This is a genomic window from Pseudomonas ekonensis (assembly GCF_019145435.1).
GTDB classification, from domain to species: Bacteria; Pseudomonadota; Gammaproteobacteria; order Pseudomonadales; family Pseudomonadaceae; genus Aquipseudomonas; species Aquipseudomonas ekonensis.
The window spans coordinates 1,244,782-1,258,494 of the sequence record NZ_JAHSTS010000002.1 but is presented as its reverse complement, the minus strand read 5'-3'; the positions used below and the strand labels follow the sequence as shown (position 1 = coordinate 1,258,494).

General features: G+C 66.1%; 15 protein-coding genes. All 15 read left to right on the top strand.

Features of this window, described 5'->3' with window-relative positions; translation table 11 throughout:
* Positions 1-2 precede the first annotated feature (2 nt).
* The gene (locus tag KVG96_RS18835) at positions 3-1,169 is read left to right on the top strand and encodes a phage tail sheath protein (RefSeq protein ID WP_085581461.1); all 1,167 of its coding nucleotides are present in this window, start codon (positions 3-5) and stop codon (positions 1,167-1,169) included.
* Positions 1,169-1,675: a phage major tail tube protein gene (locus tag KVG96_RS18830; protein ID WP_217893427.1), complete on the top strand. Its 507-nt coding sequence runs from the start codon at positions 1,169-1,171 to the stop codon at positions 1,673-1,675. Before KVG96_RS18835 ends, KVG96_RS18830 begins: the two co-directional genes overlap by 1 nt.
* A gap of 177 nt (positions 1,676-1,852) precedes the next feature.
* Positions 1,853-2,434, top strand: a complete 582-nt coding sequence (locus KVG96_RS18825; RefSeq protein ID WP_217893426.1) for a phage tail assembly protein — start codon at positions 1,853-1,855, stop codon at positions 2,432-2,434.
* A 128-nt stretch (positions 2,435-2,562) separates the two neighbouring features.
* Positions 2,563-4,773: a phage tail tape measure protein gene (locus tag KVG96_RS18820; protein ID WP_217893425.1), complete on the top strand. Its 2,211-nt coding sequence runs from the start codon at positions 2,563-2,565 to the stop codon at positions 4,771-4,773.
* Complete coding sequence (locus KVG96_RS18815; protein WP_217893424.1) at positions 4,770-5,153, top strand: phage tail protein; 384 nt, start codon at positions 4,770-4,772, stop codon at positions 5,151-5,153. The genes KVG96_RS18820 and KVG96_RS18815 overlap by 4 nt, the downstream gene beginning before the upstream one ends.
* Complete coding sequence (locus KVG96_RS18810; RefSeq protein WP_217893423.1) at positions 5,146-5,358, top strand: tail protein X; 213 nt, start codon at positions 5,146-5,148, stop codon at positions 5,356-5,358. The genes KVG96_RS18815 and KVG96_RS18810 overlap by 8 nt, the downstream gene beginning before the upstream one ends.
* Before the next feature lie 9 nt (positions 5,359-5,367).
* Positions 5,368-6,396, top strand: a complete 1,029-nt coding sequence (locus KVG96_RS18805) for a phage late control D family protein (protein ID WP_217893422.1) — start codon at positions 5,368-5,370, stop codon at positions 6,394-6,396.
* 131 nt (positions 6,397-6,527) lie between these two features.
* On the top strand, positions 6,528-7,100 hold the full coding sequence (locus tag KVG96_RS18800) for a phage tail terminator protein (protein ID WP_217893421.1): 573 nt from the start codon (positions 6,528-6,530) through the stop codon (positions 7,098-7,100).
* Positions 7,097-7,279, top strand: coding sequence for a DUF2635 domain-containing protein (locus tag KVG96_RS18795; RefSeq protein ID WP_085581478.1), 183 nt, complete (start codon positions 7,097-7,099; stop codon positions 7,277-7,279). Before KVG96_RS18800 ends, KVG96_RS18795 begins: the two co-directional genes overlap by 4 nt.
* Positions 7,279-8,778 carry a phage tail sheath subtilisin-like domain-containing protein gene (locus KVG96_RS18790; protein WP_217893420.1) on the top strand — a complete coding sequence of 500 codons (1,500 nt, stop codon included), beginning with the start codon at positions 7,279-7,281 and terminating at the stop codon, positions 8,776-8,778. The genes KVG96_RS18795 and KVG96_RS18790 overlap by 1 nt, the downstream gene beginning before the upstream one ends.
* Positions 8,779-8,844: 66 nt before the next feature.
* Entirely contained in the window at positions 8,845-9,192 is a 348-nt protein-coding gene (locus KVG96_RS18785; protein ID WP_085581482.1) for a phage tail tube protein, read from the top strand.
* Positions 9,189-9,485 (top strand): phage tail assembly protein, encoded by a 297-nt coding sequence (locus KVG96_RS18780; protein ID WP_003222226.1) that lies wholly within the window; start codon positions 9,189-9,191, stop codon positions 9,483-9,485. The genes KVG96_RS18785 and KVG96_RS18780 overlap by 4 nt, the downstream gene beginning before the upstream one ends.
* Before the next feature lie 130 nt (positions 9,486-9,615).
* A complete protein-coding gene (locus KVG96_RS18775; RefSeq protein ID WP_217893419.1) occupies positions 9,616-11,388 on the top strand; it encodes a phage tail protein in 1,773 nt (590 codons plus the stop codon).
* Positions 11,375-12,610: a DNA circularization protein gene (locus KVG96_RS18770; RefSeq protein ID WP_217893418.1), complete on the top strand. Its 1,236-nt coding sequence runs from the start codon at positions 11,375-11,377 to the stop codon at positions 12,608-12,610. The genes KVG96_RS18775 and KVG96_RS18770 overlap by 14 nt, the downstream gene beginning before the upstream one ends.
* Before the next feature lie 3 nt (positions 12,611-12,613).
* Complete coding sequence (locus KVG96_RS18765) at positions 12,614-13,657, top strand: phage baseplate assembly protein (RefSeq protein ID WP_217893417.1); 1,044 nt, start codon at positions 12,614-12,616, stop codon at positions 13,655-13,657.
* Positions 13,658-13,713: the final 56 nt, after the last annotated feature.

The following is a 13,713-nucleotide window of genomic DNA, read 5'->3' as shown; positions in this document are numbered from 1 at the left end:
ACATGGCTGAAGTCCTGAACTTCGAGCACAACGGCATCACCGTCAATGCCACCGAATCCCCCGAGGCCATGGGCGGCCTGGGCGACAACGTCATCGGCCTGGTCGGCACCGCGCCGAAGGCCGATCCGCTGATTCCGCGCAACGCGCCGTTTCGCATCAACAGCTTCACCACCCACGCGCTGCTGGATCCGACCGGCGCCGAAGAGGGCACCCTGTACCACGCGGTCTACCAGATCCTCAAAGTGGTCAAGGTGCCGGTGTACGTGGTGATCGTCGAGGCGGGCGCGACCCCGGCCGACACCGTCAACAACGTGATCGGCGGCATCGAGCCGGCCACCGGCCGCAAGCTGGGCCTGGCGGCGCTGGGCAGCGTGCCGGAAGACCTGACCATCATCGGCGCGCCGGGCTTCACCGGCACCAAGGCGGTGGCCGGCGAGTTCGCCTCGTTCGGCAAGCGCATCAAGGCCCGCGTGGTGCTGGACGGCAAGGACGCCTCGGTGGCGGACCAGGTGCTGTACAGCCAGGAGCTGGGCGGCGCGGACCTGGGCTTCGACCGTTGCCTGGTGGTGCACAACATGCCGGCGGTGTACTCGAAGGCGGCGAAGAAGAACGTCTTCCTGGCACCATCGAGCCTGGCGATCGCCGCGCTGGCCAAGGTCAAGCAGTGGGAAAGCCCGGGCAACCAGGTGACCTACGCCGAGGACGTGTCCCGCGTCGTGGAATACAACATCCTCGACACCTCCACCGAAGGCGACCTGCTCAACCGCTACGGCGTGAGCTACTACGCCCGCACCATCCTCGGCGGCTTCTCGCTTTTGGGCAACCGCTCGATCACCGGCAAGTTCATCAGCTACGTGGGCCTGGAAGACGCCATCAGCCGCAAGCTGGTGAAGGCCGGCCAGAAGGCCATGGCCAAGAACCTGACCAAGTCCTTCATGGACCAGGAGGTCAAGCGCATCAACGACTGGCTGCAGACCCTGGTCGCCGACGAAACCATTCCCGGCGGCAGCGTGTACCTGCACCCGGAACTCAACAGCGTCGAGAAGTACAAGAACGGCACCTGGTACGTGGTCATCGACTACGGCCGCTACGCGCCGAACGAACACATGGTTTACCAACTCAACGCCCGCGATGAAATCATCGAGCAGTTCCTGGAGGACGTTCTCTAATGTTTACCAACCGCAACCGCCAGGCCATCGCGGCCACCCTGCAAGGCCTGCCGCTGTCGGCGACCGTGGAAGAGTTCACGGCGCCGAAGATCGAGTTCGACATGGAAAACATGACGGGCGGCCGCTTCATCGTCGAGGAAATGGCCAAGGGCGCCAAGGCCCTGGGCGCCAAGCTGATCCTTCAGGGCGCCGGTCCCGAAGTCATGCTGGCCCTGGGCGTGAAGCTGGGCGACGACATCCTGCTGAACGTGCGCGAGGCCGGCCAGGACCAGGACGGCAACACCTGGTTCACCTACCACACCGTCGGCGGCAAGCTGAAAACCCTTGAGGAAGCCACCGTGAAAATGGGCGAGAAACCCAAGACCACCCTGGAGCTGTCCTGCCGCACCTACAACCGCCTGGAAAACGGCGTGCCGGTGATCGACATCGACGTGCGCACCCAGAAGTTCGTGCTCAACGGCGTGGACATCCTCGGCGATGCCCGCCGCGCGGTGCTGATGCCGTAAGCCCCCGGCTAAAGGCAATCACAAAACCCTGTGGGAGCGGGCTTGCCCGCGATGGCGGTGGGTCAAACAACATCAATGTTGGATGTGCCGACCTCATCGCGGGCAAGTCGAATCGTCGCACCGCCGCTCCCACAAGGGACTGCAACACCCCCTCAAGAATCACCAAGGAATTCATTCATGTCGTGGATGCCACCCCAGCATGACCTGCTGTCGCCGATCACCGGCGACGACGGGGCCGAGATCGCGCAGATCCAGCTCAAGCCGTTGTTCTACGCCGCGCAGAAAGAAGCGCTGGAGCGCGCCGGCGACGACGAGGACGATCAGTTCTTCGAGCTGGCGCTGCTGGCCACCGGGCTGTCGGCCAAGGAACTCGACCAGCTCAAGCGCCCGGACTACGTGAGCATCGCCCAGTACGTGCACGAGATGTCGACCCAACCGGCGTCGCACTTTCTCGCCCAGGCCGAAGACGCCAGGCGTTCGGACGACCCGGACGAGGTGCAGCTGCTGCTGCCGCTCGCCGTGACCGGCCGCACCGTGACCTCGCTGAGCCTGGAAATGCCGGCGCTGCGCGCCACCAAAGTGATGAAGAAACTGAAGACGGCCAAGGAACGCGCCGAATTCATCACCGCCCATTGCACCGGCCTGATGATCCCCGATCTGGCCCATATGAGCGTTCCGGACTGGACGCAGCTGCAGGTGCGCATCGACGATTTTTTAAACCAGCCGGCGGCCTACTTTCGGAGCGCGACATCGAAGTGATCCTCGATGTCGTGCCGCTCATTTACCCGGTAAGTGAGGCGGAGATTCTGGAATGGGACGCCGAAAAGGCGTTGCGCCGCTACGACATAGCGATCACTCGCCTTGGCGTGAAACAGGAGTAGGGCGGCATGGCAGAAAACAGATACGCGCTCACGTACGCCGGCGAGGGCGGCACCAGCGCAGGCGGACCGGCGCTGCCCGAGGGCCTGGGCAAGCCGCTGCAGGACCTCAATCTGACGCTGGCCCTGGCGAGCGTGGACATCCGCTTGCTGACCCAGGAACAGATCAAGCTGCGCGAGCAGCTGGTCAGCCAGCAATCGCTGTTCAAGGCAGGGGCCGCAGCCCCGGCGGCGGCCCCTGAGCCGAAGTCGAAACTCAAGGCCGAGATCGAGCAGCGCCCGCCGCCCAAAGGCCTTCAGTCGGCCATGGCCAACGAGACGGCGCTGGTCGAGCTGAACCAGGTGCTGCACCTGAGCAAGCAATCGCTTCAGGCCCTCTCGGAAAAGAACCTGGAAACCGCCAGCGACAAACGGATCGCCCCCAGCGGGGCCACGGGTACGGACTTGCTGCAGGTGCAGTTGGCCGCCCTCAGGTCCGGCATCAGCGACGGCTTGAAGGGCGATCAGAAGCGGGACGCGTTGCAGACGTTCTCCAGCGATGCCGCCCTCAATGCGTCGGCGTTCAAGATCGACGTCAAGGCGGCCGGCGAGATGCTGGCCGGCTGGCGCACGACGCTGAAGCTCGACCGGTTGCAGAGCCAGGACCTGGCCGACGCGACCAGCCATCTGGGCAACAGCGGCCTGAACGTCAAGGCCGCCGACATCGGCGCTGTCGTTCAGAGTGCCGGCGAGAGCGCGAAAGCGACGGGCATGACCCCCGAGCAAGTGGCCGCATTGGCGGCCGCGTTCCTCAACAGCGGCGCCGGCAAGGCCGACGCCGGGGCGGCGCTGAAGAGCTTCACGGCGACGTTGGGCAAGGGCGAGACCGCGTCCTCGGCGCAACGCGAAGCCTGGGCGCAGATGGGCCTGAACCCTGAGTCGCTGGCCCGCGGCATGAGCAGCGATGCGCCGCAGACGATCAAGCTGGTGCTTGAAGAACTCAAGAAACAGCCTGAAGAGAAACAGGCTGCGCTGACCAAGACGCTGTTCGGCAACAACGATGCGGTGCTTGAGCTGCTGAAGAAGCCGGAGGATGTCAGCACAGCCTTCAGGCTGGTGGCCGACAAGTCGCTGTACGCGACATCGAAACGCGGTGAGGGCGCAGGATCCGCGGCCGCGACCGCCGAGGCCTACGGCAACACCTCCCAAGGGCGTTGGAATGCGCTGGACGCGAGCCTCAACAGGCTGTCCACGTCCGTCGGCACGGCGCTGGCGCCGGTGACCGATGGCATTGCCGTAGGGCTCACGGCGCTGGTCAACGGGCTGAGCGCAGCGGCCGAGACGTTCCCGTTCGTCACGGCGGCGCTGACGTTGCTGGGGGTGGCCGCCACGCCGTTCGTGGCGGGCGCGCTGAAGACCGGCGTGTCCTCGGTGCTCGATGCGGTCTCCGCGAGGCTGCTGCGCCTGGCGGCGGCGCGCTTGCCGCCCGACATCGGCGACATGATCACCGGCGATGACGACGGCGGCGGTCGCAAAAAGAAGCGGCCCGGTCGCAAAACGGGCCAAGGCAAGGGGGCCAAGGCTCCCGCCAAGCCCGCCCAGCCCCGGGCAGGCGCCGTGCGCCAAAGCCCGCATGCCCGTCTGCGCAGTGCGGCGCTCAAGGTCATGCCGTCGATCAGGGGCGCCGCCGCCCGCGTCATGCCCGCGCTGGGCAGTGCCGGGGCCAGGGTCCTGCCGCTGATGGCCAGGGCGATGCCTTTCGTCAGCAAGGCCGCGACGCCGCTGATGCTGGCCGGCGCCGCCTACAAAGGCCTGAAAGGCTGGCGTGAAGGCGATGACCAGGCGGTGGGCGGAGCGGCCGGCCAATTGGCCGGGACGGCCATCGGCGCCACCATCGGCTCCTTCTTGCTGCCGGGCATCGGCACGGCCATCGGTGGTGTCCTCGGCGGGACGGCGGGTGCCTGGCTGGGAGAGAAACTGGCCGCCCCGGCGGTCGACAAACTCGCGCCGCCGGCAGACGTCGCCAAGAACCTCGTCAACGCCCCGAGCCAGACCCAGCAGGTCACCTTTTCGCCGTCGATCCAGGTCACGTGCCCCGCGCCGGACACGGCCGAGCAGATCCGCACGATCATCGGTCAGCAGCTGAGCGGGCAGTTCCATGGCCAGTTCCTGCCGATGCTCACCCACAACCCGCTCGCCACCCGCCGTGATGCGGCCCTGACCGATGGAGTCACCGGATGAAACAGCAAATGGCACTGGGCAGTTTCATCTTCGGCCTGTCCCGCGGCTTCGCCTACAGCACGCTGGCGCGCAAGTCCGACGGCGGCTGGAGCGAACTGCCGATCCTCACCAGCAAACCCAAGGCCCATCAGAGCGGGCAGAAACCGGAGACCCTGACCGTCACCGGCAAATCGATGCACGCCGTGGCCATGGAGCGGCTCGATGAGCTGCGGGCGTTGCAGGCCCTGCGCACGCCGCTGCCGTTGATCGACGGCATCGGCCGCAACTGGGGCCTGTGGCGGATCAACAACATCCAGGAGAACCAGAGCCAGGTCATCGACGATGGCACGGCGATGGTCGTCGACTGGACCCTCGAACTGGCGGAGTTCAACAATGCGTAAGGTACGGAGCGTGGCCGGCGACTCGGTCAACCTGCTGCTCTACCGCGAGTCGGGCCGCAGCGACGATCAGGCCGAGGAGGCCTTGTGGGCGCTCAATCCGCAGTTGGCCGAGCAGGGCCCGGTCCTGCCGGCGGATGTCTGGGTGACGCTGCCCGAACTCGACACGAAACCCGCCGCGATCAAACCGGTCACGGCCTGGGACTAAGGAGGCGGCATGGCACTGGGATTCACGCCGTCGGTCGAGATCTACGGGGCCAACGCGGCCCTGCTCAACCAACGCCTGATCAGTTGGGAACACATCGATGCCGCCGGGCTTGAGTCCGACCAGCTGACGCTGGTGCTCGACCTGGAAGGCCTCGCCGGGTTGCCGACCCTGGGGGGGAACATCGGCCTGCGGGTGGGTTACCTGGAATCCGGCCTGGTCGACAAGGGCCAGTTCAAGGTCACCCGTCTCACGCCGACCCTGTTTCCGCTGCGCCTCACACTGGTGGCCACGGCGGCGCCCTTCAGCGCCAAGGACGAGACCGGCTTCAAGCAGCGCCGCACCGCCAGCCATGGCCCCACCACCCTCGGCGCGCTGTTTCGCGAGCTGGTGGCGCGGCACGGTTTTTCGCCGCGGGTCGATCCCGCCTTGGCGATGATCCGGATCGCCCACGTCGACCAGTCGAACGAGACCGACATGGGCTTCATCACGCGGCTGGCCGGCAAGTACAAGGTGATCGCCAAACCGGTGAACGAACTGTATGTGCTGGCGCGGCCGGGGCAGGTCAAGTCCTTGTCCGGCAAGGTGTTGCCGGACGTCCGGCTGTCGGTGACAAGCGACAACCGCCCCGGCGACCACGCGTTCATCAGCGCCGTCCTGGAAGAGACCGCCCGCACGCAGAACCAAGGCTGCAAGACCACGTTCTGGGACGCCGCCGCCTGCGTGATGCGGGAGGTCAAGACCGGCCTTGCGCCGTACAAGACCCTTCGCCAGACCCAGCCCAGCGAGGAAGAGGCCAAAGCGGTGGGCGAGGGCGAAGTGCGCAAGATGCTGCGGGAAAAGTACAAGGTGAAGGTCAGTTGCCCCGGCGACCCGAGGCTGTCCGCCGAAGGCCTGCTGGTGCTTGACGACACCTGGCCGGATTTCATGCGCGGACGCTGGTCGATCGACAAGGTCACCGCCAGCGGCAAGCGCGAGGACAGCTACCGCTGCCTCATCGAGGCGAGCGGCCTGGATCCCAAGGCCGACGCCAAAGCCTGACTTCGCATCCCCCCTGTGGGCGCGAGCCTGCTCGCGATAGCGGTGGGGCATTCGACATCGTTTTCCCCTGTGGCATCGCCATCGCGAGCAGGGTTCTGCAGCTCCTCATCCCCCGACTTTGGAACGCACCCATGAAGATCACCCCGATCCTCACGCAGTTGCGTGAGCAATGCCCCGGCCTGTCCAACCACGTGGCGGCCGGGGGCGACCTGAACGATCCGAACCTGCCGCTGCCGTCGGCCCGGGTCACACCGCAATCCGACCTGGCCGGCGCCAGCACCGCGCAGAACGCCGCCCGGCAACCGGTGCGCGACCGCTTCGACGTCGTCCTCGTGCTGGACGCCACGGACGCCGCAAAAGCGCTGGACCGGCTGCACGAACTGCGCGCCGAACTGTGGCGCGCGCTGGTGGGCTTCAAGCCCGGCGGCGACTACAGCGCCATCGCCTACGACGGCGGCGAACTGGTTTCGATCAACGGCAGCCGCGTCCTGTACCGGCTGCGCTTTTTTGCCGAGTTCCAGCTCGGCCGCAATCTGGCGAGTCAGCCTGCGGAGAGTTGGCACGAACGCGAACTGGACGGCTTGTCGTCCTTCACCGGGGTCACCGTGCGGGTCGATGCGATCGACCCGGCCGACCCCAACCTCAAACGCCCGGGGCCCGACGGGCGCCTGGAAATGACTTTCTCTGGAGACGTAACCCCATGAGCAATCGCATCACCGTGCTGCCGGCCGCCGGCCGTGCCGTGCCTGACCCGGAAGCGGGCGACCTGCTGCCCCAGGAGGGCCGCGAAGTGACGGACAGCGCCTGGTGGCGCCGGCGCCTGGCCGACGGCGACATCACCATCAAAACCGCGAAAGCGGCTAAACCACAGGGAGCCAAATAATGGCGATCGGATTCAGCAACATCCCCGCGGACATTCGTGTACCGCTGTTCTATGCCGAAATGGACAACTCGGCCGCCAATAGCGCGACGTCGGCCATGCGCCGTCTGATCGTGGCGCAGGTCAACGACAACATCGCCCCGGCCGACGTCGGCAAACTGGTGCTGGTGTCCAGCGTGGCGCTGGCCAAGAGCATCGGCGGCCAAGGCTCGATGCTGGCCTCGATGTACGAGACCTTTCGCAAGACCGACCCGGTCGGCGAGATCTGGTGCCTGCCGCTGCACAGCACCGACGGCAGCGTCGCCAAGGGCGTGCTGACCCTGACCGGCACCGCCACCCAGGCCGGCCAGCTCAACCTGTACGTCGGCGGTGTGCGTGTGCAGGCCACCGTGGTCAACGGCGCCACCGCCGCCCAGGCCGCCACGGCCCTGGTGCAGAAGATCAACGCCACGGCCGACCTGCCGGTGAGCGCGGCCGCCGCCGATGGCGTGATCACCCTGAGCGCCAAATGGACCGGCGCCAGCGGCAACGACATCAGCCTGCAGTTCAACCGCCTGGGCAAGAGCAACGGCGAAGAGACCCCGGCCGGCCTGACCGTTGCGGTCACCACCGTCATGGGCGGCGGCACCGGCGTGCCGGACCAGGTCGCAGCGGTCGCCGCACTGGGCGACGAGCCGTTCGAGTTCATCTGCCTGCCGTGGTCGGACCTGGCCACCCTCAACACCTGGCAAGCGGTGATGGACGACAGCACCGGCCGCTGGTCCTGGGCCAAGCAACTGTTCGGCCACGTATACAGCGCCAAGCGCGGCACCGTCGGCACCCTGGTGGCGGCCGGTCAGGCCCGCAACGACCAGCACATGACCATCCAGGCCCTGGAGCCGGGCGTTCCGCAGCCGGTCTGGGTGCAGGCCGCCGCGCTCGCCGCGCGCACCTCGGTGTTCATCTCCGCCGACGCCAGCCGTCCGACCCAGAGCGGCAGCCTGCCGGGCCTGGATCCGGCGCCGGCCAGCGAACGCTTCACCCTGACCGAGCGTCAGTCGCTGCTCAACTACGGCATCGCCACCGCCTACTACGAAGGCGGCTACGTGCGCATCCAGCGCTCGATCACCACCTACCAGAAGAACGCGTTCGGCCAGGCCGACAACTCCTACCTGGACAGCGAGACCATGCACCAGTCGGCGTACATCGTGCGTCGCCTGCAAAGCGTGATCACCAGCAAGTACGGCCGCCACAAGCTGGCCTCCGACGGCACCCGCTTCGGCGCCGGCCAGCCGATCGTCACCCCGGCGACTATCCGCGGCGAGCTGATCGCCCAGTACGCCAAGCTGGAACTGGAAGGCCATGTGGAGAACGCCGAGCTGTTCGCCGAGCACCTGATCGTCGAGCGCGACGTGCAGGACCCGAGCCGCGTGAACGTGCTGTTCCCGCCGGACTACATCAACGGCCTGCGCGTGTTCGCGCTGCTCAACCAATTCCGCCTGCAGTACGACGACGTCGCCTGAGCGGCACGTTCGGTTCTGTGAATCCAGCCCACCCCGCGTGGGCTTTTTTTTGAAGGGAGTAACACCATGGGTCAACTGATTGCAGGCACCTGCTACGTGAAAGTGGACGGCGCGCAACTGACCATCAACGGCGGCTGCGAAGCCCCGCTGATGGCCGTCAAGCGCGAGACCGTCGTGCCGGGCTTCTACAAGGAAACCGACATCGCGCCATCGTTCAAGGTGACCGCGCTGCACACCGCCGACTTCCCGCTGAAGAAGCTGGTCGAAGGCACCGACATCACCGTCACCTGCGAATTCAGCAACGGCAAGGTCTACGTGCTGGCCGGCGCCTACCTGGTCGAAGAACCGGTCTCCAAGGGCGATGACGCCACCATCGAACTGAAGTTCGAAGGCATCAAGGGGACCTGGCAATGAGCGGCGCCGTGAAGCTTCAAGTTGCGATCGAAGCTCACGGCGAGCCCCTGACCGAACTCGTCCTGCGCCGTCCGACGGTGCAGGAAGTGCGGGCGATCAAGGCGCTGCCGTACAAGATCGACAAGAGCGAAGAAGTCAGTCTCGACATGGACGTCGCGGCCAAATACATCGCCGTGTGCGCCGGCATTCCGCCGTCGTCGGTCAACCAGTTGGACCTGGCCGACCTCAACGCGCTGAGCTGGGCCGTCGCGAGTTTTTTCATGAGTGCGGCGTCGGAGCCATCACCGACCTGATTTCGGTCGCCTATGACCTGGCCTGGTTCTGGAAGGTTGACCCCGAACAGATGATGGCCAGGCCACTGGATGTGCTTCGCGAATCGCTGGAGCACGCGCAACGGATCAATGCGATGCAGCAGGTGCAGTGATGGCAGAGACAGAAACCAAGGAAAAGGCGTCGGTGCTGCTCACGGGCATCGACGAGCTGTCGCCCAAGCTCGGTGCCTTGCGGGCGAAGGTCGACAGTTTCAAGAAAAACCTCGAGCAGACCGGCCTCGGCAAGCTGGACATCAGCGGCCTGTTCAAGGGCGGCAGCGTGATCACGCCGTTCGTGGACGGCATCAAGTCGGCGGCGGCGTTCCAGGGCAAGCTGACCGAGGTCGGCGATGCGGCGAAAACCGTCGACATGCCCGCCGCGCCGAAGGTCGCCACGCAGAACCTCAATGTGTTCAGCGCGTCGATGGAGAAAGTGTCGGCTGCCGTGGATGCCGCGCTGCTGCCGGCGGTGGGTACGCTGGTGGTGGCGCTGGAGCCGATGCTGACCCAGGTCGGCAGCCTGCTCAACGACAACCCGAAACTGGTCGAAGGCCTGGCGGCGGGGGCCATCGCGTTCTCGGCCATGCAGACCGCCGTGACCGGCGCGACCCAGGTCTTCGACCTGATGAGCATGGTGCTCAAGACCAACCCGATCATGCTGATCGCCATGGGCATTGCCGTGGCGGCCGGCCTGATCGTGGCCAACTGGACACCGATCTCAGCCTTCTTCAGCGGGCTGTGGGACGGGGTGAAAAACGCCGCGGCCAACGCCATGGCGTTGCTGCGGTCGGTGCTCGACTGGCGGCCGCTTCAGGCGCTGGCGGCGCTGTGGGAGCCGGTCAGCGGTTTCTTCGCGAGCGTCTGGGACAAGGTCAAGGCGGTCACCGCGCCGGTGTTCGCCTTCTTCAGGACGCTGTTCTCCTGGTCGCCGGCGGGCATGATCATCGAGAACTGGGGGCCGTTGACCGGGCTGTTCTCGGCGATCTGGGAACTGCTCAAGGCCTTGAGCGTGCCGGTGACGGCGTTCCTCAAAGGGCTGTTCGACTGGACACCGCTGGGGATGGTCATCAACCACTGGGGCGCGATCACCGGGTACTTCGCGTCGCTCTGGGCCTCGCTGCTGCCGGCGGCGCAGGCGGTGAAGGGCTTCTTCGTCACGCTGTTCGACTATTCCCCGCTGGGGCTGATCATCAACAACTGGGGCAGCATCGTCACCTTCTTCGAGCCGGTCTGGGCGGCGCTGCTGGCGTCTGCGCAGCAGGTCAAGAGCTTCTTCGCGGCCCTGTTCGAATGGTCGCCGCTGGAGCAGATCGCCCAGTACTGGCAACCGGTCAGCCAAGTGTTCGCCGCGTTGTGGGATGTGGTGAAAGCGTTGGCCGCACCGGTGATGGAGTTCCTGCACACGATGTTCGAGTGGTCGCCCCTGGGGCAGATCATCAAGAACTGGGGGCCGATCACCGAGTGGTTCGGCGAGCTGTGGCAGAAGCTGCAGACCGTGATCGCACCGATCAAGGAACTGTTCGACGGCGGTTTCGCCGGTCTGATCGCCAAGGTCACCGGCAAGGTCGAAGGCCTGACCGACGCGCAGCGCCGCACCAACGCCGAAGGCAAGGGTGAACTGGCGCCGGCATTTTTCGGCGGTTCGAAGCCTGAAGGCGCCGCCGCGTTGAAGGGCGGTTCGCTGCCGCAGAGTTCCGGTGCCCTGATCCAGCAAAGCGCCGCCAACAACCGTACGCAACTGGAAGGCGGCCTGACGGTCCGCTTCGAAAATGCGCCGGCGGGGCTGCGCACCGATCAACCGCAAACCAATCAGCCGGGGCTGGCGCTCAGTTCGCGCATCGGCTATCGCTCGCTGTCCATGGGAGGTTCCAATGAGCTGGCGTGACCGTTTGTTGCCGGCGTCCTTTCGCGGCGTCGGCTTCTGGATCGACCAGGCGAAAACCCCGGTCGGCCGCAAGGGGCAGTTGCACGAATACCCGCAGCGCGACCTGCCGTTCTTCGAGGACCTGGGCCAGCAGGCCAAGACCCATGACGTGACGGCGCTCATCGTCGGCCCCGATTGCCTGGAGCAGCGCGACAAGCTGCTCAAGGCGCTGGAGCAGGGCAGCGGCGAGCTGGTGCACCCGTGGCTGGGGCGCCTGCAGGTCAAGGTCGGCGAGTGCGACATGACCCACACCCGCCAGGACGGCGGGCTGGTGACCTTCACCCTGAAGTTCTACCCCGACGTGCCGCTGCCGTTCCCGACCGTGACCGTCAGCACCCAAAAGGTGCTGCTGGCCAAGGCCGACACGCTGCTGGGCTCGGCGGTGGCGCGCTTCGAACAGGCCATGACCCTGATCAAGGCCGCGCGGATCGGCATCGCCAACCTGCGCAACAGCCTCACCGGGGTGTATGACGTGATCAAGGAACAGCTCAAGCCGCTGATCGATCAGTACCGGCAGATCACCGAGCTGGTGAAGGCGGTGAAGGAGCTGCCCAAGGAAGTGGCGGCGGAGTTCAAGGGGCTGCTCGGCGACATCAAGGAGCTCAAGGCGTTCGCGAAGGAGGGCTACCGTGGCGTGATCGCCGACGTGTCCCAACAGCTCGAAGCCATCCGCAAGGCCGACGCGCCCAAGCTCACCACCGGCAAGGACACCACCGCCGCGGCGCAGGCCATGACCGACCTGGTGCAGGACACCGTACTGGTCAAGGTGGCGCAGTGGGTGGCGTCGATGCCGGTGGCGACCGCCCCGGTGAAGCTGCCGGCCGTGCCGTCGCTGGAGCACCAGGCCAAACTGCCGGTCACCCGTCAGGAAGTGCCGGTGACCGACGACCTGCAAGCCCTGCGCAACGCGCTGGTCGAGGCGATCAACCCGATGCTCGACAAGGCCAGCCCCGCGCACTACCAGGCCATCAGCGACGTGAAGGATGCGCTCAAGGCGCACCTTCAGGCCGTGGCCACCTCCGGCGTGCGCCAGGTCAGCAAGTCGTTCCAGGAAAGCTTTCCGGCCGTGGTCGTGGCGTACAAGCAGTTCGCCGACGCCACCCGGGTCACCGAAGTGATCCAGCGCAACGGCATCACGCATCCCGGCTTCTCGCCCAACGATGTGAAAGTCACCGGGGAGTGAGCCATGAGCGAGATAGACAACCGCGTCACGCTGACGGTCAACGATGTGGAATACGGCGGCTGGAAGAGTGTGGAAATCACCGCCGACCTTGAGCGGCAGTTCCGCACCTTCAAGCTCGACATCACCTGGCAGTGGCCGGGGCAGACCACCGACAGCCGGATCAAGCCCGGCGACCCCTGCGAGGTGAGGATCGGCAAGGACCTGGTGCTGACCGGGTACGTGTTCAAGGCCCCCATCCGCTACGACGGGCGGCAGATCAGCCTGACGGTCGAAGGCAGTTCCAAGACCCAGGACCTGGTCGATTGCGCCGCGACCAACCGGCCGAGCCAGTGGCAGGAGCAACCGCTGCTGAGCATCGTCCAGGCCCTGGCGATGGAGTACTCGCAGACGGTGGTCAACGAAATCCCCGAGACCTCGCGGCTGGCCAAGCACACCATCGTGCCGGGCGAGACGGTGTTCCAGTCCATCGACCGCCTGCTCTCGCTGTTCCGGGTGTACTCCACCGATGACGAGCAGGGCCGGCTGGTGCTGGCCAAGCCCGGCAGCAGCGGGCGCGCCAGCGATGCGCTGGAACTGGGCAAGAACATCCTTTCGGCCAGCGCGCCGATGGACTACAGCCAGGTGTTCTCCGAATACCGGGTGATCGGCCAGCAGAAGGGCACCGACGCCAAGAGCGGGGCGGCGGCCAGCGAAGTGGAATCGGTGGCCGCCGACCTGACCTTCAAGCGCCGGCGCACGACGGTGATCAACGAAGGCACGCAACTGACCTTCGAGCTCGCCCAGCAGCGCGCCCAGTGGGAAAGCGCCACCCGCATGGGCCGGGCGCAATCCACCACTTACCAGGTGCAGGGCTGGCGCCAGTCCAACGGCGACCTGTGGCGGCACAACACCCTGGTCAAGGTGAAGGATCCGGTGCTCAATTTCGATGAAGACATGCTGATTTCCAAAGTGACCTATTCGCTGTCGGCACAGGGTTCGGTCACCACCTTGCAGGTGGCGCCGGTACACACCTTCGATGCCAACCCCGTACCCCCGAAGAAAACCTGAGCCCGATTGAGCGCACACCCCTGAACCCTGTGGGAGCGGGCTTGCCCGCGATTGGC

Bases quoted from the DNA above. Each gene is read 5' to 3' on its own strand.
- KVG96_RS18835 (WP_085581461.1), top strand. From the start codon at position 3: ATGGCTGAAGTCCTGAACTTCGAGCACAACGGCATCACCGTCAATGCC.
- KVG96_RS18830 (WP_217893427.1), top strand. From the start codon at position 1,169: ATGTTTACCAACCGCAACCGCCAGGCCATCGCGGCCACCCTGCAAGGC.
- KVG96_RS18825 (WP_217893426.1), top strand. From the start codon at position 1,853: ATGTCGTGGATGCCACCCCAGCATGACCTGCTGTCGCCGATCACCGGC.
- KVG96_RS18820 (WP_217893425.1), top strand. From the start codon at position 2,563: ATGGCAGAAAACAGATACGCGCTCACGTACGCCGGCGAGGGCGGCACC.
- KVG96_RS18815 (WP_217893424.1), top strand. From the start codon at position 4,770: ATGAAACAGCAAATGGCACTGGGCAGTTTCATCTTCGGCCTGTCCCGC.
- KVG96_RS18810 (WP_217893423.1), top strand. From the start codon at position 5,146: ATGCGTAAGGTACGGAGCGTGGCCGGCGACTCGGTCAACCTGCTGCTC.
- KVG96_RS18805 (WP_217893422.1), top strand. From the start codon at position 5,368: ATGGCACTGGGATTCACGCCGTCGGTCGAGATCTACGGGGCCAACGCG.
- KVG96_RS18800 (WP_217893421.1), top strand. From the start codon at position 6,528: ATGAAGATCACCCCGATCCTCACGCAGTTGCGTGAGCAATGCCCCGGC.
- KVG96_RS18795 (WP_085581478.1), top strand. From the start codon at position 7,097: ATGAGCAATCGCATCACCGTGCTGCCGGCCGCCGGCCGTGCCGTGCCT.
- KVG96_RS18790 (WP_217893420.1), top strand. From the start codon at position 7,279: ATGGCGATCGGATTCAGCAACATCCCCGCGGACATTCGTGTACCGCTG.
- KVG96_RS18785 (WP_085581482.1), top strand. From the start codon at position 8,845: ATGGGTCAACTGATTGCAGGCACCTGCTACGTGAAAGTGGACGGCGCG.
- KVG96_RS18780 (WP_003222226.1), top strand. From the start codon at position 9,189: ATGAGCGGCGCCGTGAAGCTTCAAGTTGCGATCGAAGCTCACGGCGAG.
- KVG96_RS18775 (WP_217893419.1), top strand. From the start codon at position 9,616: ATGGCAGAGACAGAAACCAAGGAAAAGGCGTCGGTGCTGCTCACGGGC.
- KVG96_RS18770 (WP_217893418.1), top strand. From the start codon at position 11,375: ATGAGCTGGCGTGACCGTTTGTTGCCGGCGTCCTTTCGCGGCGTCGGC.
- KVG96_RS18765 (WP_217893417.1), top strand. From the start codon at position 12,614: ATGAGCGAGATAGACAACCGCGTCACGCTGACGGTCAACGATGTGGAA.